The organism is Amycolatopsis sp. SB7-3 (genome assembly GCF_041021335.1).
In the GTDB taxonomy this organism is placed as follows: domain Bacteria; phylum Actinomycetota; class Actinomycetes; order Mycobacteriales; family Pseudonocardiaceae; genus Amycolatopsis; species Amycolatopsis japonica.
On sequence record NZ_JBFPJQ010000008.1, the window covers coordinates 279,389 to 302,969 of the forward strand.

20 protein-coding genes and 1 pseudogene are annotated in these 23,581 nt (G+C 69.7%); 7 read left to right on the forward strand and 14 right to left on the reverse strand.

Annotated elements, in window-relative coordinates; all coding sequences use genetic code 11:
• Positions 1-17: 17 nt before the first annotated feature.
• The 4 genes from AB8M46_RS37620 to AB8M46_RS37635 form a co-directional block, all read right to left on the reverse strand.
• A complete protein-coding gene (locus AB8M46_RS37620; RefSeq protein ID WP_394363273.1) occupies positions 18-992 on the reverse strand; it encodes a glycine betaine ABC transporter substrate-binding protein in 975 nt (324 codons plus the stop codon).
• 27 nt (positions 993-1,019) lie between these two features.
• Entirely contained in the window at positions 1,020-3,416 is a 2,397-nt protein-coding gene (locus AB8M46_RS37625) for an ABC transporter permease subunit (RefSeq protein ID WP_394363275.1), read from the reverse strand.
• Between the two features lie 171 nt (positions 3,417-3,587).
• Positions 3,588-4,637 carry an alpha/beta hydrolase gene (locus AB8M46_RS37630; protein ID WP_378424891.1) on the reverse strand — a complete coding sequence of 350 codons (1,050 nt, stop codon included), beginning with the start codon at positions 4,635-4,637 and terminating at the stop codon, positions 3,588-3,590.
• Between the two features lie 20 nt (positions 4,638-4,657).
• A complete protein-coding gene (locus AB8M46_RS37635; RefSeq protein ID WP_394363276.1) occupies positions 4,658-5,971 on the reverse strand; it encodes a cytochrome P450 in 1,314 nt (437 codons plus the stop codon).
• A 167-nt stretch (positions 5,972-6,138) separates the two neighbouring features.
• Between AB8M46_RS37635 and AB8M46_RS37640 the strand changes: the two genes are divergently transcribed.
• The gene (locus AB8M46_RS37640; protein WP_394363277.1) at positions 6,139-6,954 is read left to right on the forward strand and encodes an SAM-dependent methyltransferase; all 816 of its coding nucleotides are present in this window, start codon (positions 6,139-6,141) and stop codon (positions 6,952-6,954) included.
• Between the two features lie 4 nt (positions 6,955-6,958).
• Complete coding sequence (locus AB8M46_RS37645) at positions 6,959-9,103, forward strand: putative bifunctional diguanylate cyclase/phosphodiesterase (protein ID WP_394363279.1); 2,145 nt, start codon at positions 6,959-6,961, stop codon at positions 9,101-9,103.
• A gap of 88 nt (positions 9,104-9,191) precedes the next feature.
• Here AB8M46_RS37645 and AB8M46_RS37650 read toward each other — a convergent pair whose 3' ends face one another.
• Complete coding sequence (locus AB8M46_RS37650; RefSeq protein WP_394363280.1) at positions 9,192-10,616, reverse strand: MFS transporter; 1,425 nt, start codon at positions 10,614-10,616, stop codon at positions 9,192-9,194.
• 215 nt (positions 10,617-10,831) lie between these two features.
• Between AB8M46_RS37650 and AB8M46_RS37655 the strand changes: the two genes are divergently transcribed.
• Together AB8M46_RS37655 and AB8M46_RS37660 are read left to right on the forward strand one after the other, a co-directional pair.
• Positions 10,832-11,389 (forward strand): carboxymuconolactone decarboxylase family protein, encoded by a 558-nt coding sequence (locus AB8M46_RS37655; RefSeq protein ID WP_394363281.1) that lies wholly within the window; start codon positions 10,832-10,834, stop codon positions 11,387-11,389.
• Positions 11,379-11,915: a DUF4396 domain-containing protein gene (locus tag AB8M46_RS37660; protein ID WP_350593609.1), complete on the forward strand. Its 537-nt coding sequence runs from the start codon at positions 11,379-11,381 to the stop codon at positions 11,913-11,915. Before AB8M46_RS37655 ends, AB8M46_RS37660 begins: the two co-directional genes overlap by 11 nt.
• A 141-nt stretch (positions 11,916-12,056) precedes the next feature.
• Here the strand turns inward: AB8M46_RS37660 and AB8M46_RS37665 are convergent, their stop codons facing one another.
• Genes AB8M46_RS37665 through AB8M46_RS37680 form a run of 4 tightly spaced genes read right to left on the reverse strand, consistent with a single transcriptional unit; the run spans position 12,057 to position 15,884 of the window.
• Complete coding sequence (locus tag AB8M46_RS37665) at positions 12,057-14,318, reverse strand: heavy metal translocating P-type ATPase (protein ID WP_394363282.1); 2,262 nt, start codon at positions 14,316-14,318, stop codon at positions 12,057-12,059.
• 26 nt (positions 14,319-14,344) lie between these two features.
• Positions 14,345-15,313 carry a hypothetical protein gene (locus tag AB8M46_RS37670; protein WP_394363283.1) on the reverse strand — a complete coding sequence of 323 codons (969 nt, stop codon included), beginning with the start codon at positions 15,311-15,313 and terminating at the stop codon, positions 14,345-14,347.
• 51 nt (positions 15,314-15,364) lie between these two features.
• Positions 15,365-15,571: a heavy-metal-associated domain-containing protein gene (locus AB8M46_RS37675; protein ID WP_125735586.1), complete on the reverse strand. Its 207-nt coding sequence runs from the start codon at positions 15,569-15,571 to the stop codon at positions 15,365-15,367.
• A 31-nt stretch (positions 15,572-15,602) separates the two neighbouring features.
• The gene (locus tag AB8M46_RS37680; protein ID WP_037346488.1) at positions 15,603-15,884 is read right to left on the reverse strand and encodes a metal-sensitive transcriptional regulator; all 282 of its coding nucleotides are present in this window, start codon (positions 15,882-15,884) and stop codon (positions 15,603-15,605) included.
• A 162-nt stretch (positions 15,885-16,046) separates the two neighbouring features.
• On the opposite strand from AB8M46_RS37680, the gene AB8M46_RS37685 reads away from it, so the two are divergent.
• Complete coding sequence (locus AB8M46_RS37685; protein ID WP_037346486.1) at positions 16,047-16,328, forward strand: metal-sensitive transcriptional regulator; 282 nt, start codon at positions 16,047-16,049, stop codon at positions 16,326-16,328.
• A 251-nt stretch (positions 16,329-16,579) separates the two neighbouring features.
• Here the strand turns inward: AB8M46_RS37685 and AB8M46_RS37690 are convergent, their stop codons facing one another.
• From AB8M46_RS37690 to AB8M46_RS37700, 3 genes are all read right to left on the reverse strand, one after another.
• The gene (locus AB8M46_RS37690) at positions 16,580-17,347 is read right to left on the reverse strand and encodes a trans-aconitate 2-methyltransferase (protein ID WP_037346483.1); all 768 of its coding nucleotides are present in this window, start codon (positions 17,345-17,347) and stop codon (positions 16,580-16,582) included.
• Positions 17,348-17,459: 112 nt separating this feature from the next.
• Entirely contained in the window at positions 17,460-17,753 is a 294-nt protein-coding gene (locus AB8M46_RS37695) for a hypothetical protein (RefSeq protein WP_378427959.1), read from the reverse strand.
• 67 nt (positions 17,754-17,820) lie between these two features.
• Positions 17,821-18,876 carry a DUF5925 domain-containing protein gene (locus tag AB8M46_RS37700; RefSeq protein WP_378427961.1) on the reverse strand — a complete coding sequence of 352 codons (1,056 nt, stop codon included), beginning with the start codon at positions 18,874-18,876 and terminating at the stop codon, positions 17,821-17,823.
• A 153-nt stretch (positions 18,877-19,029) separates the two neighbouring features.
• Between AB8M46_RS37700 and AB8M46_RS37705 the strand changes: the two genes are divergently transcribed.
• Both AB8M46_RS37705 and AB8M46_RS37710 read left to right on the forward strand, forming a co-directional pair.
• Positions 19,030-20,205 carry an ATP-binding protein gene (locus AB8M46_RS37705; protein ID WP_378427963.1) on the forward strand — a complete coding sequence of 392 codons (1,176 nt, stop codon included), beginning with the start codon at positions 19,030-19,032 and terminating at the stop codon, positions 20,203-20,205.
• The gene (locus tag AB8M46_RS37710) at positions 20,202-21,923 is read left to right on the forward strand and encodes a tetratricopeptide repeat protein (RefSeq protein ID WP_394363284.1); all 1,722 of its coding nucleotides are present in this window, start codon (positions 20,202-20,204) and stop codon (positions 21,921-21,923) included. Before AB8M46_RS37705 ends, AB8M46_RS37710 begins: the two co-directional genes overlap by 4 nt.
• 40 nt (positions 21,924-21,963) lie before the next feature.
• Here AB8M46_RS37710 and AB8M46_RS37715 read toward each other — a convergent pair.
• Both AB8M46_RS37715 and AB8M46_RS37720 read right to left on the reverse strand, forming a co-directional pair.
• Positions 21,964-22,114 (reverse strand): annotated as a pseudogene (locus AB8M46_RS37715) (HNH endonuclease); the annotation flags it as partial.
• Between the two features lie 514 nt (positions 22,115-22,628).
• Positions 22,629-23,581 (reverse strand): DUF222 domain-containing protein (locus tag AB8M46_RS37720; protein ID WP_394363285.1); only part of this gene is annotated, 953 nt, incomplete at its 5' end.

The window sequence follows — 23,581 nt, forward strand, 5'->3', positions numbered from 1 at the left end:
CCGACCACGCGAACGACTCAGCTGACGAAGCCCGCCGACTTGAGCCACTCGCGGGCGACCGTCGCCGCCTTCTGGCCATCGACACTGACCTTCTTGTTCAGGTCCGTGAGCGTCGCGGTGTCCAGCTTCGCGGCGATCGGCGTGAAGACCTGCTCCAGCTGCGGGTATTTCTGGGCGAGCGGAGTCGCGATCGTGATGGCCGGGTTGTACGTCGGGAAGAAGTGCTTGTCGTCCTCGAGCACGGTCAGCTGCTGCGCGGCCACGCGCCCGTCGGTGGTGGCGACCGAGCCGAAGCCGCACGGGTCGCCCTTGCCGATGCTCGGGTAGACGACGGCGTCGTTGAGCAGGTGCACCTGCGCGTCGGGCAGGGTGAACCCGTAGGCCTTCGCCAGACCGGGGAACCCGTCGTCCCGGCTCTTGAACTCAGGGCCCATGCAGGTCGAGGCCGCTGCCGGGTCCCGTTTCACCAGGGCCGCGTAGTCGGACAGCGTCTTCACGCCGGTCCGGGTCACTGTCGCCGGGTTTCCGGCCAGGGCGTAGGTGTCGTTGGCCGGCGAGCGTGCCCACCAGGTGACGCCGTTGGCGGTGTCGGCCTGTTTGACCGCGTCGTACTGCGCCTGCGGGTCGCTGATCGGCTTGGTCTGGTTGAGGTAGCTGATCCAGGCGGTGCCGGTGTATTCCCAGTACAGGTCGACCGCGCCGCTCGTGAGCGCCTGGCGGACGTTGCTCGAACCGGTGATGTTGGTCTTGTCCTCCGGGCTCGCCCCGGCCGCCTGCAGGGCGACGATGGCGATCTGGCCGAGGAGCAGTTGCTCGTCGAACTCCTTGGAGCTGACGCGGATCCGGGCGCCGTTCAGCGCGTCGATCTTCTTGATGGATCCCGCGCCCACTTGGGCACCGGTCTCGTCCTTGCCGATGGTGCAACCCGCCGCGAGCGACGCTGACGCGACGAGCGCGAGTACGGCGGCGGTCGTGCGCTGAAGCATCCGCATGGGTGGGGCCTCCTTGAGTAGGTCGAGCTACATTCCGCGCGGGCGCAGGACCTCCTCGGCGACCAGCCCCAGCCAGTCGGCGAAAAGCGCCAGGGCGGCGACAATGATGCCGAAGGTCAGGCTCAGGATCGGCCGGTCCAGCCCGATCCCGGCGACGAGCCCGCCGCCGAGGCCGCCGCCGTCGATGAACGTCGCCAGTGTCGCGCTCGCGACGGTGAGCACCAGCGCGGTCCGGATCCCGGCGAGAATCACCGGGACGGCCAGCGGCAGTTCGATCCGCCACAGGACGGCCGTCTTGCCCATGCCCATCCCCCGCGCGGCGTCGACGAGGGTCGGGTCGACGCCGTCGAGTCCGACGATCGTGTTGCGCAGCACCGGCAAAGTCGCGTAGACGACGAGCGCCGTCACCGCGGTCGCGGTGCCCGTGCCCATCCAGAGCGCGAGCAGCACGACGAGCCCGATCGACGGGATCGCCTGGCCGAGGTTGCCCAGCCCCAGCCCGATGGGCCGCGCCCAGCGGGCACCGGCGCGGGTGAGCAGGACGCCGAGCGGGAGGGCGATGGCGATGGTGCACGCCGTCGAGATCAGGGTGAGCCGCAGGTGCTCGCCCAGTTCGGTGAAGATCGCGCCGGCGTTGAGGAAACGCTGTTCGATCGAGTCGATCGGATGTGCGCGCACGATCATGAAGAGCGCCAGCAACGCGAGCGTCAGCAGAACCGGGCGTATCAGCAGCCCGAGCCGACGTCGACGAGGTCGCGCGGGCACGGTGGTGTCCGGCCGAGGCGTCTCCTCCACATCGGGGATCGCGGGAGCCTTTTCGGTGGACCTCAGCGCCGCGACCAGGATGGACACGTCGCACACCCCCAGCGGCCGCGCGGTGTCGCCTTCGGTGATCACGACGGCGGTGCGGCCGGTCCGCACCATCACGTCGAGCACGTCTCGCAAGGTGGCGTCGGGCCGGACCGCGGGCAAGCCGTCCGGCCCTTCTTCCTGCCGGAGGTCCAGGTCGCCCACCCGGATCAGCGCGAGCCGCTTCAGGTTCCGCTTCGAGCCGGCGAAACTCGCGACGTAGTCGTCCGCCGGCGCGGCGAGGATCGCCTGGGGCGTGTCGTACTGGGCGATCACCGATCGCGGCCGCAGCACGGCGATCCGGTCGCCGACCTTCAGGGCCTCGTCGAAATCATGCGTGACGAACACGATCGTCTTGCGCACTTCCCGTTGCAGGCGAAGGAATTCGTCCTGCAGCCGGGCGCGCGTGATCGGGTCGGTGGAGCCGAACGGCTCGTCCATCAACAGGACCGGCGGATCCGCGGCCATCGCCCGCGCCACCCCGACCCGCTGCTGCTGACCGCCGGAAAGCTCACGCGGGTAACGGATACCGTGCTCGCGGGTCAGGCCGACGACGTCGAGCAACTCGCGCACGCGGCCGGCGACGCGCTGCCGGGTCCAGCCGAGCATCCGCGGCACCACGCCGATGTTGGCGTCCACGCGCAGATGCGGGAAAAGCCCGATCTGCTGGATGACGTAGCCGGTGTTGCGCCGATGTTCGTCGACGTCGAGCGCCGACACGTCGGTGCCGCCGATCGTGACGGCGCCCGAGGTGGGCTCGACGAGCCGGTTGATCATCCGCATGGTCGTCGTCTTGCCGCATCCCGACGGACCGGTCAGCACGACGATTTCGCCCGCGGGGATACGCATCGTCAGGTTTTCGACCGCCGGTACCGCCCGGCCGGGGTAGTGCTTGCCGACGCCCAGCAGCTCGATCGTCTCGCCGCCCGTTCCGGCCGCCGCCCCCGAAGTCACCGGGGCCGTCGTTCCGCGGACACGGGGACGTCGTCGTGTGGTCAGCTTCCCGACCACCACGAAAGCCAGGTCGAACAGCAGCGCCAGCACCATGATCCCGAGCGTTCCGGTGAGGACCTGGTTCAGCGAATTGACCGAACCGAACCGGCCGAGCCCGTCGAAGATCTCGTTGCCGAGGCCGGGACCTTTGACGTACGCGCCGATGGCCGCGATACCGATCGTGATCTGCGTGGAGACCCGGATGCCGGAAAGGATCACCGGCCAGGCCAGCGGCAGGCGCACGCGGAACAGCAGCCGCGCGCGGCCGAAGCCCATCCCCCGCGCCGCGTCCACCACGGCCGGATCGACGCCGCGCAGCCCGACGATCGTGTTGCGCGTGATCGGCAGAAGCGCGTAAAGCACCAGCGCGCACAGGACGTTCGTCAGCCCCAGCCCGAACGGGCCGATCAGGATGCCCAGCAGCGCGATCGACGGAATGGTCAGGAACGCCGCCGTCGTCGTGGTCGCCATCGCGCCCAGCCACCGCCGCCGGTAGGTGAGCAGGCCGATCGTCATCCCGATCAGCACGGCCAGCGCCATCGCCGCCAGAGTGAGATCCACGTGCAGGATCGCGTCGTTCACGACGTCGATCCAGTTCTCCCGGAGGTACTCCGACAGGCTCAGGGCGCCGCTCCTCGACGTCGCAGGTCAGAAAAAAGCCGACCACGTCAGGTCCGGCCCGGTCTCAGCCCAACATGTCCGCGGTACTCCTGTCCACAGCTTGACGTAAAGATCCGGTCCGAACGGAGCGCGTCACCGGCCGACCATCTCGTTCATCCAGCCGGTCACCGCGTCGTGCAGCAGCGGCGCGTTGGGCGCGAGGTTGATCGAATGCCCGTAGCCCGGCACCACGAACGTGCGCAGCCGCGCCCCGGGGGAGTAGTACCCGGCCTCGCCTTGCCGCAGGACTTCCGCGCCGGAGCAATCGCTGGCCAGCGGGCCGCAGAACACGCTGTCCTTCTCCCCCATGGCCACCAGTACCGGGACGTTGATCCGCCTGCTGTACGGAAGCACCAGCCCGATCAGGACGGCGTCCACCATCTCGCCGGGCGCGATCAGGTCTTTGGTCGACTCGTCCACGTCGATGACCTGCTGGTCGAACGGCCCCGGATTGTGGAAAGCGGTGTACCGCGTACCCGTCATCGTGGTCAGGTAACCCGGGTCCGGTCCGGCGACCTTGGACATCTTTTCGTCCAGCGCCGCCGGGCTCAGCGCGGCCACCGTGGGCACCACCGTCAGCGGGGCGATCCGGTGGGTGAACCCGGTGATCACCACGCCGTCGACGTCCTGGAAGGTGGCCGCCTCGATGATCGTGGCGGCCGACCCGAGCGAGTGCCCGACGAGGACGATCTTGTCGAACCTGGGTCCCAGCTTGCCCGTCCGCATCGCCTGGATGGCGTGGTGCACCGCGTTGGCCTGCGCGCTCGCGGTGAGCAGCCCGCTCAGCGGTTTCGAGCTGCGTCCCGAGCCGACCCGGTCCACCGCCAAGGTCGCGTACCCGGCGTCGTTCACCGGCTTGCGGAACGATCGGCTCTCCGACAGGCCGGGCGGGTCGTAATAGGTCGAGTTGTACGTACCTCCCGGCACCAGTACCTGCAGGGTGCGGCTGCCACCCGGCGGGACGCACAGCCTGCCGTACATGGTCTGGTCCTTGAGTCCCAGCAGCGGCACATCCACCAGTGACACGGGGATGTCCAAGTCCTGGCAGGCCGCCTCGACGGCGGACGCCGGCACGGGGACGAGCACCGCACCCGCGCACAGCAGGGCCACCGCGGCGGCGAGGCGACGCAAACGAAAACGCACGGAATTCTCCTTTGTGGGGCCTAATCCCGCGGGCGCACCGTCATCGGCATGCCGCGCGGGTAGGCGATGGTGGTGTAGCGCACCCGGACCGGGCCGGTGGGTTCGAGGCGCCATCGGGCGAAGATCGTGGCCAAGCCGATGACCACTTCGGCCCTGGCGAACAGGCGGCCGACGCAGTGCCGGATCCCGTTGCCGAACGGGATGAACACCCCCGGCGGCAACGACCGCACCCGGTCGGTGGACCAGCGGTCCGGATCGAAGACGCCGGGGTGGTCCCAATACCGGGGATCGGTGTGCAGGGCGAGCGGGCTGAACATCACTTCGTCGCCGGGCCGTAGCCGCACCGGGCCGAGGTCGATCTCCTGCTCGGTCCGGCGCATCAGGATCCACAGCGAGTACATCCTCAGCACCTCGCTGACCACCTGTCCGGTGTAGGCCAGCGCGGGCAGGTCGTCGAAGGTCGCCGGGCGCCCGCCCAGTACCTGATCCACCTCCGCCCGCAGCCGGTCCGCGACGCCGGGGTGACGTCCCAGCTCGTGGCAGGCCCACGCCAGGATCAGCGCGGTGGTCTCGGTGCCCGCGGTGAGCAGGGTCATCACCTCGTCGTGCACCTGCTCCCGGGTCATCCGCTCCCCGGTCTCGGCGTCCCGGGCCAGCAGCAGCGTGGAGAGCAAGTCGCCGTGATCGGTCTCGGCGTCGCGGCCCGCCATCAGCTCGTGCACCACGGCCTTCATCCGCGTGATGGCCTCGTCGAAGCGGCGGTTGAACGGGAGCGGCAGTTTCTCCACGAGGCCAGGGGAAAGCACCCGGTACATACCCAGCTGGATGACCAGCGGGATCGAGCGGCGGGCCTCGCGGATCGCCGCCTCCCCCAGCTCGGTGCCGAACAGCGTCTCGCCGACGTTGGTCATGGCCAGCGCCTGCATGTCCGCGTCGATCCGCCGTACCTCGCCCGGCCGCCAGGACTCGGTCAGCGCGGTGGTCGCCCGGACCCAGATCTCGGCGTAGCGGCGCAGGTGCTTCCGGTCGAAGGCGGGCAACATCAGCTTGCGTTGCCGTCGGTGGAAAGACCCGTCGGACAAGGCCAAGCCGTTGCCCACGTACGGACGGAATTTGCGGAACATGATCCCGGTGCCGAAGCTCGATCCGTTCGTCACCAGTACTCGGTGAATTAATTCCGGATTCGTGAGGAAATAGGTTTGCAATGGCCCCAACGACACCTTGACCACGTCACCGTGTTCCCGCAGTCCGGCGGTGAATCGGACGGGACGGCGGACCAGTGCGAGTGTGTGTCCCAGCAAGGGCCACCGGCCGGGTGCCACCCGGACGGACACGGGAACTCCTTGGCATTGACGGAAAATCCGGAAGGCCGCCACGGTACGGGCCCCTCGGCCGCGACGGCAGCGCCCGATCGGGTGTATCCCGGCCACGAAAGACGGATTAAGCCGATTTCCCTGCAGTGGGTATGCTGTTCCGTCTCCCGAACCGATTGAGGTGCGCGATGGCGGGTACACGGGACTGGGTCCCGGCCGGAGTCGATACAGCCACACCGAACGTCGCCCGGATCTATGACTATTGGCTCGGCGGAAACCACAATTTTGAAAAAGATCGCACTACGGCGGACCATCTCGAGCGGACCCTGCCGTGGGTCCGGCAATCGGTGCGGCTCAACCGGGCCTTCCTCGGGCGCGCGGTGCGTTTCATGGTCGCGCAGGGCGTCCGGCAGTTCCTCGACCTGGGCGCGGGTATCCCCACCGTGGGCAACGTGCACGAGATCGCCCAGCGGGAGGTCCCCGACGCCCGGGTGGTCTACGTCGACAAGGAAGCGGTGGCGGTCGCGCACGGCGAGCTGATGCTGGCGGGCGACGACCGCACCGCGGTCCTGCACGCGGATGTGCGGGACGTGGGGCGGGTGCTGGGCAGCTCGGAGGTCCGGCGGCTGATCGACTTCTCCGAGCCGGTCGGCCTGCTGTGCATGCTGCTGCTGCACTGGATCCCGGACGAGGACGACCCGGCCGGGCTGGTGCGCGCGTACCAGGAACCCCTCGCCCCGGGCAGCCTGCTCGCCTTCACCCACGTCACGTCCGACGTGCACCACGAGTTGTTCACCGCGGTGACCAACCAGATGGCCGAGCGGCGCGGCGAGGTACCGCTGGCCCGTTCCCATGACCAGGTCCTCGGCCTGCTCGGGGATCTGGCACTGGTCGAGCCGGGCCTGGTGGGCTGTGGAAGCTGGCGGCCGGCCGGGCCCACCGACATAGCCGAGGACCCGATTTGGAACGAGCTGCTCTACGCGGGCGTGGCACGGAAGTCCTGAACCCATGACCGACCCCGGCAGTCTGCCGTTCCAGGAGCCGTCCGAGAACGTGCGCCGCGAGCGCGCTCTTCTCGCGCGCAAGTGGGCGTACCTGCTCGGCGGGATCGGTTACGTGCCACTGGTGCACGCCAGTTTCGAGGCCGAGCTGGCCGCGCTGCTGGACGCCTTGTGCGCCGAGGTGTACGAGAGCGGGCAGGAACATTCGCCCGGCAGCACGGGTTCACTGGAGGCCGCGGGCGCGCGGCTGGCCGAGCTGAACTGCGCGAGCGGGCAGGCGATCACCGTCACCATGGGCGTCTTGGGCAAGGGCCTGCTCACGCTGCCCGAATTCCAGCCCGCCGAACACTTCGCCGAACGCGTGGTGGGTGTGCTCGGCGCGCTGGCCGCGAGTGTGGTGGTGGCCGCGCAGAACGCCACCTTGGCACAGCAGGAAAGCCTGAAGCTGTCCATGCTCAAAGCGGTACGGGACGCCAAATACGAGCTGCGGACCGCGCAGGCGCGGTTCGACGAGGTCGCCACCTCCTCCGCCAGCGGCATCCTGGTCACCGATCTGGACGGCAAGCTGGTCACCGTGAACGCCGCGGCCGGTGTGATGCTCGGGCACGCCCCGGACGAGCTGACCGGCTGCGACCTGTTCGAACTGGTACACCCCGACTACAAACTGGTCCTGCGGGAGGATTACCGCGCGCTGCTGACGGGCGAGGTCGAGCGGATCAAGCAGTCGCAACGGTTGCTGCACCGCGACGGCGAGCCGGTGTCGGTGTCGTTGACCGCCTCGCTGCTGCGCGGCGCCGGTGACGAGCCCAGCCATTTCGTCACCGTCGTCGAGGACGGCACCGAGCTTTCGTTGCTGCAGAACGAACTCAGCAGGCAGGCCCTGCACGACGTGCTCACCGGCCTGCCCAACCGGCAGTGCTTCGGCACGCGGATGGAGAACCTGCTGGGCGCGGCCGATCCCGAGCTGGGCGTGACGCTCCTGCGGCTGGAGCTCGACTCCTTCGCGGTGGTGCGCAACGGCCTCGGCGAGCGTGCGGCAGAGCAGCTGCTGATCGCCGTGGCGAAGCGGCTGAAGTCCTTGATGGCCAAGGAAAAGGCGCTCCTTTCCCGGTTCGACGGCGCGGAATTCGCGGTGCTGGTGGAGAACGGGCCGGGCACCCCGGACCCGGTGCGTCTGGTGCACGAACTGCGTCAAGCGTTGACCGAACCCACCTACGTGGACGGGCACGGGCTGGCGCTTTCGGTCAGTGTCGGCGTGGTCAATCGGCCAGCCCAGGACCGCGAAGCCGCCGATCTGCTGCGCGAGTCCCATCAGGCATTGCGCCGGGCGAAGGCCAACGGGCACGGGCAGTGGGAGTTGTTCCACCCCCAGCAGAACCGGCTGGATCGCGAGACCGACGCGCTGGCCGCGATCATGCCGGGCGCTTTCGAGCACGGGGACGTGGAGGCGCGATACCGGCCGCTGGTGCGGCTGGCCGACGGCGCGGTGCACGGGGTAGAGGTGCAGCTCAGCTGGGACCCGCCCGGCGTGGGCCCGCTGTCGGACCAGCACTGCCGCCGCTTGGCCGAGAAGACCGGGCTGATGCTGTCGCTGGGCGAATGGCTGCTGAGCACCGGATGCCGTCAGGTGGGCTGGTGGCGGCAGCGGCTGGACCGCGACCTGCGGTTGCTGATCAGTCTGAGCCCGCACCAGGCCGCCGACACCGACCTGCTCACCCGGCTGGTCGGCGTGCTGGAGGCGACGCGGTTCCCACCCGAGCGGCTGCTGGTCGAGCTGCCCATGCTGGCCCTGGCCGCCGACCTCGGTGAGACGAGGGACAACCTGGGCGCGCTGGCCGACCTCGGGGTGCGGCCGGTGATCAGCGTCCGCGGGCTGGGCGACGGCGCGCTGGCCCTGGTGGCCGATCTGCCGGTGCACGGTGTGCGACTGGACTGCGGGCTGCTGGACGGGATCGCGCCGGACTCGCCGGTGGCCGGTCTGCTGCGGGACCTGCCGGAGCTGGCGCACCGGACGGGCGCGGACGTGATCGTGGACGGTCTGGCCACCGCCGATCAGGCGCGATTCTGGCTGGCCGCCGGGGCCGAGCTCGCGGTGGGCGATCACTACGGCGGACCTTGCCGTCCGGACGAGCTGGCGGGCCTTTTTCGGTGACCGGGGTCAGGAGGAACCGCCTGCTTGAAACGCCGTGTGGAGGGCGGACCGGGAATCGGTCTCGCCCTCCACACGGGGATACAGCCGGTCATCGCCGGACCGCCGGTTCACCTCCGCCGACCTCACTGGGAGTGCGCAGGGTCGCCATGGCCAGGAAGCCACCGGCGATCGCGATCCCGGCGGCGCCGAGGAACGCGGCCGAATAGCCGCCGGTCAGTGCGACCGGGTCGCCGACCCGTCCCGCACCGGCCGACACGGCGACCGCGGTCATCGCGGCCAGGCCGAGCGCCGACCCGATCTGGTACGAGGTGTTCACGATCCCGGACGCGAGGCCGCCTTCCTCCGGTTTCGCGCTGGAGATCGCGGTGCCGAGCGACGGGATGAACGCCAGCGCCTGGCCAAGGGCCGCGACCAGCGACGCGGGCAGGACATCGACGACGAAGTTCCCCGTCGGGCTGACGAAGGACAGCCACACCAGGCCCGCGGCGAGCGCCCACAGCCCACCGATGATCATCTTCTTCGGTCCGAACCGGCCGATCAGCTTCGGCGCGACCGCGACCATCAGCACGACGATCAGCACCGTCATCGGCAGCAGCGCCGCACCACTGGCGAACGCGCCGTAGCCCAGGACCTGCTGCAGGTACAGGTTGAGGAAGTACCACATCGGGATCCACGCCGCGCCGAGCAGGAACTGCGCCAGGTTCGCGCCGCCGAGGTTCGGCGTCCGGAAGATCCCCAGCCGCACCAACGGGACTTCGCGCTTCCGCTGGATCGCGACGAACACCGCGAGCAGGGCGATACCGCCGGCCAGCGCGCCCCACGTGCCCGCCGAGGCCCAGCCCGCTTCCGGTGCGCGGACGACGCCGAACACGGTCAGGCCGAGGCCCGCGGTCGCCGCGATGGCGCCGGCGATGTCGACCGAGCCACGCCGGGCCGGGGCGGACGGCATCAGCTTGCCGGTCGCCACGATCGCGACCAGTGAGATCGGGACGTAGAGCCAGAAGATCCACGGCCACGACAACCATTCGGTGATCACGCCGCCGAGGAACACGCCCGCGGTGCCGCCGGCGGGAGCCGCCGCGCCGTAGAGCGCGAGTGCCTTGGTCAGCTCACGCGGACGTGCACCGAACAGCATCATGAGCAGGGTCAGCGCGGACGGCGCGATCAGTGCCGCTCCGGCGCCTTGCAGCACCCGGCCGAGCAGTTCGACCCAGGCGGTGCCCGCGACCGCGGCGACCACGGAACCGCCGAGGGTGACGACCCAGCCGGCGGTGAACATCCTCCGCGCGCCGAACAGGTCCGAGAGGCGTCCGCCGAGCAGAAGCAGCCCGGCGAGCGCGATGACATAGGCGTTGAACACCCACGACAGGTCACCCGGGGAGAACCCGAGGTCCTGCTGCATCGCCGGGAGGGCGACGCCGATGATCGAGGTGTCCATGATGACCATGAACTGGGCCAACGCGATGAGTCCCAGCGCCCACCACCGTCGTGGGTCCGGGGTTGTCTCCGCCATGACGACCGTCCTTTCAGGATCCGGTTACCCCTAGGGGGTATTGCGGAGTTGAAGTTAGACCGATTGGACACCGCCGCACAAGTACCCCTAGGGGGTACTACTGTTGTGGTCGTCACAGGCGCTTCCTGGCAGCGAACCGTTGCGCGGCACCAAGTAGGTCGACAGTTACCCCTTACAGGTATAAGGTTCCGGCGACCGACAGACGAGGAGGAGCCGTGCAGCGTCTCAAATCGCTTGATCCGGCCGACGCGCCGTCGAAGTCCGCCGAGTTGCTCGGCGACATCATCGAGCGGCATGGCTCGGTGGGCCCGATGGTCTCCGCGATGGCCAACTCCCCCGCGCTCCTTCAGGGCTACCTCGACTTCTCGCGCGCCATGAAGCGGGCCAAGCTCCCCCGGGCGCTCGGCGAGAAGATCTCGCTCGCCCTGCAGGAGTGGATCGGTTGCGCACTGTGCCTGCAGGCGCACACCCAGGCCGCGCGGGCCGCCGGACTCGGCGACGACGACATCGCGCTGGCCCGCCAGGGCACTTCCACCGATCGGCGCGAGGCCGCGCTGATCGCCTACGCGGTGCGGGTCCTCGCCGAACCGTCGTCGATCGGCGACGAGGACGTCGCCGAATTGCGGCGACACGGCTGGAGCGACCGGCACATCGCCGACACGGTGGGGCTGGTGTCCCTCAACCTGCTCACCGGTTCGTTCAATCTCGTCGCAGGACTCGAACCCGCGCCTGCCGAGCAGTCCACAAAGGAGAAACACGATCATGTCGGCTGAGCACGACCACTCGCACCACGAACACCAGCACCACGGTGACCACAGTGGACATTCGGGCGACGGCGGCCACGAACACCACCAGCAGGGCAAGGTGTCCTGGGGTATGGCGGCGTCGGCCACCCTGCACTGCCTCACCGGCTGCGCCATCGGCGAAGTGCTCGGCATGGTGATCGGCACCGCGCTGGGCTGGGGCAACCTCGCCACCATCGTGCTCGCCGTCGCGCTGGCGTTCGTCTTCGGCTACGCACTGACGATGCGCGGCGTCCTGCGCGCGGGCGTCGGTTTCAAGCAGGCCCTCAAGGTCGCGCTCGCCGCCGACACCGTCTCGATCATCGTCATGGAGATCATCGACAACGGCGTGATGCTGGTCGTCCCCGGCGCGATGGAGGCCGGTCTCACCAGCGGGCTGTTCTGGGGCGCGCTCGCCTTCGCCCTCTTCGTCGCCTTCCTGCTCACCACGCCGGTCAACAAATGGCTCATCGGCCGCGGCGCCGGACACGCGGTGGTGCACGCTTACCACCACTGATTCACGACGGACCAACGGCCGCCCCTGGTGCTTTCGCACCGGGGGCGACCCTTTTGTCGTTGCTGCGTTCTGATCGGCGGTGGGCAGGTTGCGAAAGCCACTTTCGCAACGTTGAAGGTTGCGAAAGTGGCTTTCGCAACGTCAGCGGAGGCTCGCCGTGCTGCGGAATCCCTTGAGCCGCAGGCTGTTCGTCACCACGAAGACCGAGCTGAACGCCATCGCGGCGCCGGCGATCATCGGGTTGAGCAGCCCGGCCGCGGCCAGTGGCAGCGCCGCGACGTTGTAGGCGAAGGCCCAGAACAGGTTCCCCTTGATGGTGCGCAGCGTCCGCCGCGAGAGCCGGATCGCGTCCACCGCCGCCCGCAGGTCACCGCGGACGAGGGTGAGATCCGACGCCTCGATGGCGACGTCCGTGCCGGTGCCCATGGCCAGGCCGAGGTCGGCCTGCGCGAGCGCGGCCGCGTCGTTGACGCCGTCGCCCACCATCGCGACCACCTTGCCCTCGCCCTGCAGCCGCTCGACCACGTCGACCTTGTCCTTGGGCAGGACCTCCGCGATCACCTCGGTGATCCCGACTTCCGCGGCCACCGCACGGGCCACAGCCTCGTTGTCCCCGGTGAGCAGGACCGGGGTCAGGCCGAGTGCCCGCAGCTGCGTGATGGCTTCGGAGGAGGTCGGCTTCACCGTGTCGGCGACGACGAGGACCGCGCGAGCCTTCCCGTCCCAGCCGACGGCGATCGCGGTGCGGCCGTCCTTCTCCTCGGACGCCTTCTTCTCCGCGAGATCCGACGGCAGGTGGTGCGCCCACTCCTCCAGCAGCGCGCTGCGTCCGGCCAGCACCGCCTTCCCGTCGACGATCCCTTGCACACCAAGGCCTTCGACGTTGGTGAACTCCTCGACGGCGGGCAGCTCACCCACCCGCTCCCGTGCCGCGCGGGCGATGGCCTGCGCGATCGGGTGCTCCGAAGCGTTCTCCAGCGCACCGGCCAGGCGCAGCGTCGTCTCCTCGTCGACGTCTTCGGCGACGTGGACGGCCACCAGCGACATCTGCCCGGTGGTCACGGTGCCGGTCTTGTCGAGCACGACCGTGTCGACCGAGCGCGTGGACTCCAGCACTTCCGGGCCCTTGATCAGGATCCCGAGCTGTGCGCCCCGTCCGGTGCCCACCAGCAGCGCGGTCGGCGTCGCCAGCCCCAGTGCGCACGGGCAGGCGATGATCAGCACGGCCACCGCCGCGGTGAACGCCGCCGCGACCGAACCACCGGCCCCGAGCCAGAACATCAGCGTGCCGACGGCGAGCGCGATCACGATCGGCACGAACACACCCGAAACGCGGTCGGCCAGCCGCTGGACCTGCGCCTTGCCGGTCTGCGCGTCCTCCACCAGTTTCGCCATCTGAGCCAGCTGCGTGTCCGCGCCGACCCGCGTCGCACGGACGACGAGCCGTCCGCCCGCGTTCACCGTCGCGCCGACCACGGCGTCGCCGGGCCCGACCTCGACGGGGACGCTCTCGCCGGTCAGCATGCTCGCGTCGACGGCGGAGCTGCCTTCGGCGATCACGCCGTCGGTGGCGATCTTCTCCCCCGGCCGGACCACGAACCGGTCCCCGACGACGAGCCGGTCGATCGGGATCCGCTCTTCCTTGCCGTCACGGAGCACGGCGACGTCCTTCGCGCCCAGCTCCAGCAACGCGCGCAGCGCGGCACCGGCCCGGCGCTTGGACCGCGCCTCGAAGTACCGTCCGGCGAGGATGAACGTCGTCACCCCGGCGGCGACCTCGAGATAGATGTTGCCGTCCCCGGCCATCCGTTCGACGGTCAGCTCGAAGGCGTGCGTCATCCCCGGCGTCCCCGCGCTGCCGAACAGCAGCGCGTAGAGCGACCACAGGAACGCGGCGAGCGTGCCCATCGAGATCAGGGTGTCCATGGTGGCCGCGCCGTGGCGCAGATTCGCCCACGCCGCCTTGTGGAACGGCCACGCCGCCCACACCAGCACCGGCGCGGCCAGCGTCAGCGAGATCCACTGCCAGTAGGTGAACTGGAACGCCGGCACCATCGCCAGCAGGATCACCGGCACCGACAGCACCGCGGAACCGATCAGCCGCTGCCGCAACGGCGCGATCGGGTCGGCCTCCTCGGCGGGCCCGTCCGGCTGCTCCTGCTTCGGCGGAGCCGGCAGGGCGGCCGCGTAACCGGCCGCCTCCACCTGCTCGATCAACCGCTGGGGTTCGATGTCCCCGCTGTAGGTGACTTTCGCCTTCTCCGTGGCGTAGTTGACCGTGGCGGTGACGCCGTCCAGCTTGTTCAGCTTCTTCTCGATGCGCATCGCGCACGACGCGCAGGTCATCCCGGTGATCGCGAGTTCGACCTCGGCCGTGGTGGCCTGGTCCAGATCGGAAGTCATCGTGGTCACTCCTTTCCGGCTCGGCCTCAGCCGTGTCCGCCGTGGCCGTCGCCGGCCGCCGGGGGTGGGGTCTGGTTCTGGGGCGCCGAAGCGGCCGGGGCGGGTGTGCCTGCGGTGGCGACGGTGAACTCGGCGGTGCGGACCTTGCCCTGGTGCTGGAAGTCCAGGAACAGCCGGTACGTCCCGGCCGAGGGGACTTCGGCGAAGAAGGTCACCGTGGGGCCGGGTTTCGTGCGGCCGTCTCCGGGCTCGCCGTCCGGGTGGACGTGCAGGTAGGCGAGGTCGCCACCGCGCAGCGCCACCAAATGCCCGTAGGCGCCCAGATACGGCTGCAGATCGGTCACGTCACGGCCGTCCTTGGTCACCGTCAAGGTCACCTTCGACGACTTGCCCGGCGCCAGCTCGCCGTCCAGACGGACCTGGTAGCCGTCGACGTTCGCGACCCGCGAGGGCTGGTGCTCGACGGGTTCGAACTCCCCCGCCGCGGCCACGTCGACACCGAGTGTCGAGGCCGAGCCGCCCGTCGGCTTGAAGTCCGCGAAGACGCGGTAACTGCCCGCCTCGGGCAGGGTCAGCGGGACACTCCACACGCCGTCGGGCGCGAGTTCGGGATGCACGTGCTGGAATCCGGCCGTGTCGCGACGGACGACGATCAGGTGCATCCGCTTTTCGTGTTCGACGTCGTACGCGGTGACCGGTGCGCCGCCGGGGCCGAGAATCCTGAAGGAGAAGGGCTGGTTCGTCCCCGGCGTGAGCGTCGTGGTGGTGGGCGTGAGGGTGTAGCCGCCCCTGGACGACGCGAGCCCGCCGGGCTCGTCGGTCGGCGCCGCCTCCGCGACGGTGCCGCTGTGAGCGTCCCCATGCCCGGCGTCCTCGCCGCCGGGAAGGCCGGCCGCGCCGGCGAAAGGACCGACAGCGGTGCCTGCGGCCCAGGCGCCACCGGCGACCAGGGCAAGCGCCACACCGTAGGCGGAGAGCTTCGCAACTGTGTTCATCGTGAAGTCCTTAGTGCGGGCCGTGACCCGCGATCGGGTGCGAACCGCGGCTCAGGCGGTCAGCTCGTATCCGGCTTCTTCGACGGCAGCGCGCACATCCGCGAGGGCGGGCTCCCGGGAGCCGGTCACGGTCACCGCGCCGGTGGGCAGATCCACGCGGACGCCGGTGACGCCGTCGATCTTGCCGACCTCTTCGGTGACGGAACGGACGCAGTGGCCGCAGGTCATGCCGGTGACGGTGTAGGTGGTCTCGCTCATTTCTCTTCTCCTCAGGATTCGTTGCGGTACTTCAGGAACGGACGAGGCGGGCGATGACGTCGGTCGCCTCTTTGATCTTCTCGTCGGCCTCGTCGCCGCCCTTGGCGATGGCGTCGGACACGCAGTGCCTGAGGTGCTCGTCCATCAACCCCAGCGACACCGACTGCAACGCCTTCGTGGCCGCGGACACCTGCGTGAGGATGTCGATGCAGTACTTGTCCTCTTCGACCATTCGCTGCAGGCCCCGGATCTGTCCTTCGATCCGCCGCAGCCGGGTCAGGTATTCGTCCTTGCCTTGCGTGTATCCGTGCATCTCGACCTCCTGAAGAGGACTCTACATACCCTAGGGGGGTAGGGCAACAGGCATACCCCGGTGGCGTATGTCACCACCCGCTCCCGCGGCAGCCGCCTTCGACGCGCCACCTTCGGGCGGGCATGATTGGGACGTCCGCGAATCCCGACTCGAGGAGTGAGCGTGGCCGATCACGGCGACGACAAAGAGCGCCAGCTCAAACGCCTGCGACGCGTCGAGGGGCAGATCCGGGGGCTGCAGAAGATGGTCGAGGAGGACAAGTACTGCATCGACGTCCTCACCCAGGTCTCAGCGGCGACCCGCGCCCTGCAGTCGTTCTCCCTCGAACTCCTCGAGCGGCATATGGCGGGCTGCGTCGTCGAAGCCGCCGCGAAGGGCGGTGCCGAGGCGGACAGGAAGATCCGGGAAGCCTCCGAAGCGATCGCGCGCCTGGTGCGTTCCTGACCCGTCCACACAAACGAGCGGGCGGGTGACCTCACGTCACCCGCCCTCTTCGCCGAATTACCGCACCGGCACAGCAAGTGCGTGCGGCCGCCGATCTCGTATTCGTTTGTCGGCCATCGTCGTCAGCCGACCACCTCGTAGCCGACCTCTTCGACCGCGGACCGCACCAGCCGCGCGTCGACCAGTCCCTTGTTCATGCAGCCCGAGCAGGTCCGTGCGAACGCGGCAAAGTCCCGATACGGGGTAAGGGTTTACAAGTCGGACTTCAGGATCTCGTCGGCGTCCTTCACCAGCACCATCACGTCCTGGTGGCGATCCCACGCCGCCTCGTCGTACCCGGCGAGACGCAGGCCGGGAGCCTCCAGCGCGCGCTGCACCGCCCAGCCGGGCGAGCTGAGCGAGATGCCGTAGCCGTCGTTGCCCGCGTAGTCGTTGTAGCCGAACCCGCACGCCTTGTACGCGGCGAGCATGCGATCGGTGGCACGGGAGTCCAGCCCGTAGTCCTTGCCCGCCTCGGCGCGCATCGCCATCCGGCGGCCGTGCGTGGTGACCACGGCGACGCCACCGGGAGCGAGCGCGCGCGAGAAGTAGCGCAGCAGCGGACCCCAGTTCGGGGCATCGAGATGGGTCAGCACCGAACCGCACCACAGCAGGTCCACACCGGTCACCTGCTCGATGTCGTCGACATCCGGGGCGCCGGGCACCGCCCGCGCGCCGAACGCCTCCGCGCAGGAGGCCAGCGCCGCCGGGTCCATGTCGCACGCGATCAGCTCCGCCGCCGGGAAGGCAGCGCGCAGCGAACGCATCACCCGGCCGTAACCACACCCGAAGTCCAAGACCCGCTTCGGTTCCGGCCTCCCCGTGACCTGCAACGCGGCGAGCACCGCGCGCAACGCGTCCCTGGACACGCTCATGTAGTGCGCGGTGTTGTTGCCCGCGAACATGCTGTCGCCCTCGGCGATCGTCGTGCTGACCTCGGGCATGATGCCCGCGACGGTCTCGTCCAACGTCTCGCTCATTCGTCCCCCTGGAAGGTCGGTCCCGAACGGGAACCGTAGCGGCCACGGCGCTCGCGCCGAACTTCGCCCGCGTTTCCGGAATGACGTGGATGTGGACGGAATCGCGCGGCCGTCAGCGTCTGCGAGTGGGAGTGGAGCGGTGCGGGGTCGTCGGGCGCTTCGCGGTCGTCGGGGCGCGGTACGTGGTGGTCCGTGTGGTCCCGGGAGTGATCCGGGTCGTCGTGGTCGTCGCCGGGGTCTGCGGCGAGGCCGTCGTGACCGGACCGGTCGTCGTCGGAGCCGTCGCCGGGGCCGTCAGCGAAGTCGTCGCCGGGGACACCACCTGGCCGCGCCCCTGCCCGCCCCCGGAACACGCGCCGAGCAGCGCCACCACGCCCACGACCAGCCCGCACAGCCACACCCGCATGGCGCGGACCTTAACAGTCCGCAGACCGGGAATCCGGCCGAACGACCGAATCCCACCCACCCCTCGGCTAGGCCGCGGCTCGCAGGCGATACAGCTCGGCCAGCGTGGCGCCCTCGGGGCCGATGTCCGCGCCGTTCTCCGTGCCCAGCCACGTGGCCGCCTCGTCTCGCGGCAGCGGGCAGACCTCGATCTCCGCGAGGCAGCGGCCTGGCCGGACCACCGCAGGATGCAACCGCGCGACGTTCTCGTTCGTGGTCAGGCAAACCAGGATGTCCAGGCCCTGGCCGAGCAGGCCGTCGGTCAGATTGAGCAAACGGGACAGAGCCTGGCCGGAGTCGCGCTTCGCGTCCGCGCCGACGAGTTCGTCGCAGTCCTCGAGGATCAGCAGGCGCCATTTCCGCTTGTCCGCCCGCTCTTCACCGAGCACCACCGAAGTCAGGTAGCCCGGATCGGCGAACAGGACCTCGGGGTCGAGGACGTTGTCGACCTGGCACCAGTCCCGCCATTCGTGCGCGAGCGCGCGCACGGCGGTCGTCTTGCCGGTGCCCGCGGGGCCGTGGAGAAGGATCAGCCTGCCGGTGATGTCCTCCGGGCGCGCCGCCATGAGCGTGTCGAGCGCGGTCACCGCCGACCGCGGGTAGTTGCCGCGGATCGCCTGCCACGGCGGCAAGTCCATCGTCCTGGGCGCGCGCACGCCGGCGCCGCCGCATCCCTGCACGTGCCAGAACCCGACCGGTACGGCCGATTCCCCGGGAAGTCCCGTCCGCGCGGTTCCGACCGCGGCCGCGAGCACCTCCTCCGCGAGCTCGCCGGAAGTGGCGCATACGCACACGGTCGCGGCGCCGGCGCGGCGGCGCATCGCGACGAGTGTCCAATCAGGACCGGAGGCGAGATGCGAGCGCTTGCCGTCCAGTTCGTACGTCAGATCCGCGGTGACTCCTGGCGGCAGCAGCGTCGCGTCCGGAGAGACCTCGGTGATTTCGGCGGCCCGTGAATGCGGCTTGGCCCCGGTGATGAACGGTTCCATGGCCAGCGCGTTCAGCACGCCCTCCATCGGCACGTTGCCACCGAAGAACATCCCGCGATCAAGAGACTGGGGTGATTCCGTTGTCCTTGCTGTCACCCCATCACGGTCCATCGCGCGAGGCGGGCGCACATCAGGGACCGTCCCCGATTCACCCCTGACAGGGATCTTCGCCGGACCGCCTGTCCGCCACGACCGCCGGGATGATTGTCTCTGGTCTGACACTGGACCGTTCGCGGAAGGAGGTGCGCGGTGAGCGATGACGGTTTCATCGAGGTGATCGCCCGCGAAGTGGAGGCCGACCCCGGCAATCTGGCGCTGCGTGAGGACTTCATCACGCTGCTGCTGGAGAAGGACCCGGACCGCGCCGCCACCGAACTGACGGCGTTCGAGGCCCACGGTGGTGATCAGGCGCGGATCCGCCTGCTGCGCGCCCGGCTGATGGCGGCGCGGTTGCGGACCTCGACCCCACCGCCCGCCGAGGCCGTGGCGGCCCCGTCCGATGAGGACCGTCACGCCGTGAGCGCCGGCGCTTCGGAGTCGCTGTGGGACACCGAGCGTCCGGCGGTGACGCTGGCCGACGTCGTGGGGCTCGCCGAGGTCAAGCAGCATCTGAACACCGCGTTCCTGACGCCGCTGCGCAATCCCGAACTGGCGGCGGCGTTCGGGCAGAAACCGGGCGGATCGCTGCTGATGTACGGCCCGCCCGGCTGCGGCAAGACGTTCATCGCCAGGGCGATCGCCGGTGATCTCGGCGCGTCCTTCATCCACGTGACCCTCGCGGACCTGCTCAGCAAATGGATCGGGGAAAGCGAGAAGGCGATCCAGAGCGTGTTCCGCCACGCCCGCGCGGCCGCACCGTGCGTGATCTTCTTCGACGAGTTCGACGCGCTCGGCGGACGGCGCACCTCCGGTGGCGGCGGGTCGCAAGCGATGCGGATGCTCGTGACCCAGCTCCTGGAGGAGCTCGACGGCGTGGCGGGCGCGAACGACGGGGTCTACTTCCTCGCCGCGACGAACCGGCCGTGGGACATCGACTCCGCGCTGCGCCGCCCGGGCCGGATCGACAAGACGGTGCTGGTGCTGCCCCCGGACGCGGTCGCCAGGGCGGCGATCGTCCAGGGCGCGCTGGACGGCAAACCCGCCGATGACGTCGACGTCGTGGCCGTCGCGGCGGCGACCGAAGGGTTCTCCGGTGCCGACCTCAGCCACCTGACGACCACCGTGCTGCAGCAGGCGATGGTCGAGTCGATGAGCAAGGGCGAGCTGATCCCGGTCACCACCGGCGCGCTGCTGGCCGCCGTCCGCGGCATCACCCCGTCCACGACATCCTGGTTCGACCAGGTGGCGCCGGTGCTGGAGTTCGGCGTCGACGACGGCACCTTCGACCAGCTCCGGGCGTACCGGGTCAAGCGAGGCATGCGATGAGCGACACCGTCGAGCGGGACCTCGACCTGGCGTGGGAACTCCTCGAGGCACAGCCGACGCATCCCCGCGTCGCCGAGCTGGCGGTGCGGGTGCTCGCTGCCCAGCCGGAGCGGAGCAGCGCGTCGATGGTGCTCGCCTATCACCGCGAATCCTGCGGCGACACGGACGAAGCGCGGCGCCTCTATCTGCGGGTGGCCGGTCGCCGCGACAACCAGTTCATCTGGGCGGCTCGTGCGCTCCGGCATCTGGAATCGGGGGAGCACAACCACCAAGACGCGTTGCGGTGGGCACGCACCGTACTGGGCCAGAACCAGGATGACTGGGACGACTGGATGCAGCTGGGCCACGCCCAGGCCTGCGCCGGGGAGCACGAGGCCGGGTGGCGGCAGCTCGACGACGCGGTGGCGCTGTGTGCGCGGACGGCGCCGGACGATCTCCCCAAAGCGCTGGCGAAACGCGCGGAGTATCTGCTGGCCGGCTGCGCCCCACCCGAACGGTTCGTTCCCGCGGCCGAGGAGGCCATCCGGACCAACGTGGCGGACTCCTGGGTCGCCATGCTGCTCGGCTACGCCTACCTGGCGCAGTACCGGTTCGACGACGCCGAACGACTCGGTCTCCGGCTGCTGCGTGAGGACCCGACCGACGACCTGTTGCACACCCTGGTGGATACCGCTCGGACGATGCTGACGATCGTCGAAAAGGCGCGCGACGACGACATCAGCCTGGCGGACATCCAAGCCACCGGCGCGCTCGAGATGGCTTGGCAGCAGATCCGCGACCTGAAGCTGGGCATCGACCTGGCCTCCGCCCTGGCGGCATTGGACGCCGTGATGCCCGCCGAACTGCGCGACACGCTACGGCCGGGAGCCTCGGCCGCGGATCTGGCCGAGGGCGAGGACAAGGTCGGCTCCATGGCCGCGAGGGATCTGCTCACCTGGCACGACGGCCAACCGCCCGGCTCCGGCGCCGCCTGGGGCTGGACCGAGCCGTTCCGGCTGATGTCGGCGGCCGAAATCATCGCCATGGACGCCGGGATCGAAGCCGACCAGGCGGCGCACCCCGACTGGCCCGAAAAGGAGGTCTGGGAGCAGGTGATGACCGACGACGCCGGGGCCTACCTGGTCGCCGTCGCGTTCGGGAGGCTGGTGAAACGCCGGCCAGGACAGCCCGACGAGCCCGTCGCCGACTCGATGGCCGACTGGATCTGGGACCGGGTGGCGAACTTCGGCGGGCAGGACCCGCGGCCGGCACCGCTGAAGACCGAGGAGCCCACGGCCGATCCGCTTCCGGCCCCCGGGACACCGTTGACCGGTGTCATCGTCACGATGTGCGCCGCGCTGGGCGAGCCTGAGGACTCCCCTGCCTTCGCGGAACTTCGGCGGCTCTTCCCCGGCTCGACCGTCAGGCGGAGTGAGCTGGTCCCCGACGAACCGAGCACCGACGGCGTCTACATCGAGGCGCTCGACGGGCTGGTGACGAAGGTCAGCGTGGATGTCGCGGCCTGCCCGGCCGCGGACCGGCTGATCTCCGGGCTCGACCTCGGCGGGCATCGTGGGTCCGTCGATGCCTTCGTGCGGGCGCATGGGGCCGTTCCGCACGACAGCTGGGTGAACCGTGCCAACGGCGAAGCCACGGTCGTCTACCACGTCGACGGGCATCGGCTCTGCTTGTGCTGGGCGGACGGGAGTATCGCCCGGATCTACGTCACCGGTGGCTGAGCGGCGGCTTGCCGTCCGTTGCCGCTTTTCGGCGACGGCCTCAGAACGGTGGTGCGTCGTCGGCTGCCGGGCGGGGTTCGTGGAGTGGCGGTGGTGTGCTGCCCGGTGGGTGTGGTGATCGTGAGGGTGCCGTCCGAGGCGAGGTGGTAGGTCCAGCCGGGTTCGTCCTTCGACCGGTGGTCGCGGCGGCAGGCGCCGCTCGCGCCCGGAAGGGGACGCTGTCGTGAGTGTTCGGGTCGTTCCGGGCTCGCGCTTTTGGCGACTCACCGACTCTTGCCGCTTTTCGGCGACGGACTCAGAACGGTGGCTCGTCGGCTGCCGGGCGGGGTTCGTGCAGCGGCAGTGGTGCGCTGCCCGGTCGGTGTGGTGATCGTGAGGACGCCATCGGAGGCGAGCCAGTAGGTCCAGCCGGGTTCGTCTTTCAACCGGTGGTCGCGGCGGCAGGCGCCGCGCGGGCCCGAAAGGGAACGCTGTCGTAAGTGTTGCGGTCGTTCCGGGCTCGCGCTTTGGCGGCTTGCCGACCCTCGCCGCTTTTCGGCGACGGACTCAGAACGGTGGTGGGTCGGCTGCCGGGCGGGGTTCGTGCACCGGCGGTGGTGTGCTGACGTGCCGCTTTCCGGTGGGTGTGGTGATCGTGAGTGTTCGGGTCGTTCCGGGCTCGCGCTTTGGCGGCTTGCCGACCCTCGCCGCTTTTCGGCGACGGACTCAGAACGGCGGCTCGTCGGCCGCCGGGCGAGGTTCGTGCAGCGGCGGCGCCGTGCTGTCGTACTGCTGCCCGGTCGGTGTGGTGATCGTCAGAGTGCCATCAGAGGCGAGCCGGTAGATCCAGCCGGGTTCGTCTTTCAACCGGTGGTCGCGGCGGCAGAGGTCGATGAGGTCGGTGTCGGTGGTGTGCCCGCCGTGCTGCCACGGCACCGCATGATCGATGTCGCACGCCTGAGCCGGACGGTGGCAGCCGGGTCTTCGGCATTCCCGGTCCCGCACCCGCACGAACTCGGCCAAACCCGCGCTGGGCCGGTACCGGTCCCGGCCGAGATCTAGGACCTGCCCGGACAGCGGATCGGTGACGATCCGCCGCAACACACTGTTCCCACCCGTGGCGATCTCCCTGGCCAACGCGGCAGGGATCGTGCCATGCCCGGCCAGTTCCGCCGGATCCTCGTTCAGGCCCAGATAGGTGAACAAATCAATGTACAGGAACACTTCGCTGCGCTCACTCGCCCCGCCCTGGCTACCGAGCAAGAGATCGAGGGCGACATCGGCCCGCAGCTGCTCCAACGTACGAGTCTCACCACCAGCTCGGAGAGCCCGCGCCTCGCGATCGATCCGCTGATACGCGGCAGCGACTTTCTCCACCGGCCCATCCTCGACCTCGATCGACGCCACCCCGGTCTCGCCGTGCCGCATAGTGAGGCGACGCCCCTCGCGATGCTGCTCGGCCCGTTTACCGGCACCCTCAGGGTCGATCGTGTTCGCCGCATGATTGGCGGCTTTCCGGACCTGATCCGGGTTCTTGTCCCCGATCCGGTCCTCCAACACGGCGTCCACCGCACGAGCATCCTCATCCGACAGCCACGCGGTCGCCGTCGCGACCTTCATCGCACTGAAACCCGCCAGCTTCCCCTCATCCATCAGGCTCAGCGTGCGGGGCAGGCGGG

Coding starts and splice junctions, on each gene's coding strand:
- AB8M46_RS37620 (WP_394363273.1), bottom strand. CDS start 992: ATGCGGATGCTTCAGCGCACGACCGCCGCCGTACTCGCGCTCGTCGCG.
- AB8M46_RS37640 (WP_394363277.1), top strand. CDS start 6,139: ATGGCGGGTACACGGGACTGGGTCCCGGCCGGAGTCGATACAGCCACA.
- AB8M46_RS37645 (WP_394363279.1), top strand. CDS start 6,959: ATGACCGACCCCGGCAGTCTGCCGTTCCAGGAGCCGTCCGAGAACGTG.
- AB8M46_RS37650 (WP_394363280.1), bottom strand. CDS start 10,616: ATGGCGGAGACAACCCCGGACCCACGACGGTGGTGGGCGCTGGGACTC.
- AB8M46_RS37660 (WP_350593609.1), top strand. CDS start 11,379: ATGTCGGCTGAGCACGACCACTCGCACCACGAACACCAGCACCACGGT.
- AB8M46_RS37665 (WP_394363282.1), bottom strand. CDS start 14,318: ATGACTTCCGATCTGGACCAGGCCACCACGGCCGAGGTCGAACTCGCG.
- AB8M46_RS37670 (WP_394363283.1), bottom strand. CDS start 15,313: ATGAACACAGTTGCGAAGCTCTCCGCCTACGGTGTGGCGCTTGCCCTG.
- AB8M46_RS37675 (WP_125735586.1), bottom strand. CDS start 15,571: ATGAGCGAGACCACCTACACCGTCACCGGCATGACCTGCGGCCACTGC.
- AB8M46_RS37680 (WP_037346488.1), bottom strand. CDS start 15,884: ATGCACGGATACACGCAAGGCAAGGACGAATACCTGACCCGGCTGCGG.
- AB8M46_RS37690 (WP_037346483.1), bottom strand. CDS start 17,347: ATGAGCGAGACGTTGGACGAGACCGTCGCGGGCATCATGCCCGAGGTC.
- AB8M46_RS37695 (WP_378427959.1), bottom strand. CDS start 17,753: ATGCGGGTGTGGCTGTGCGGGCTGGTCGTGGGCGTGGTGGCGCTGCTC.
- AB8M46_RS37710 (WP_394363284.1), top strand. CDS start 20,202: ATGAGCGACACCGTCGAGCGGGACCTCGACCTGGCGTGGGAACTCCTC.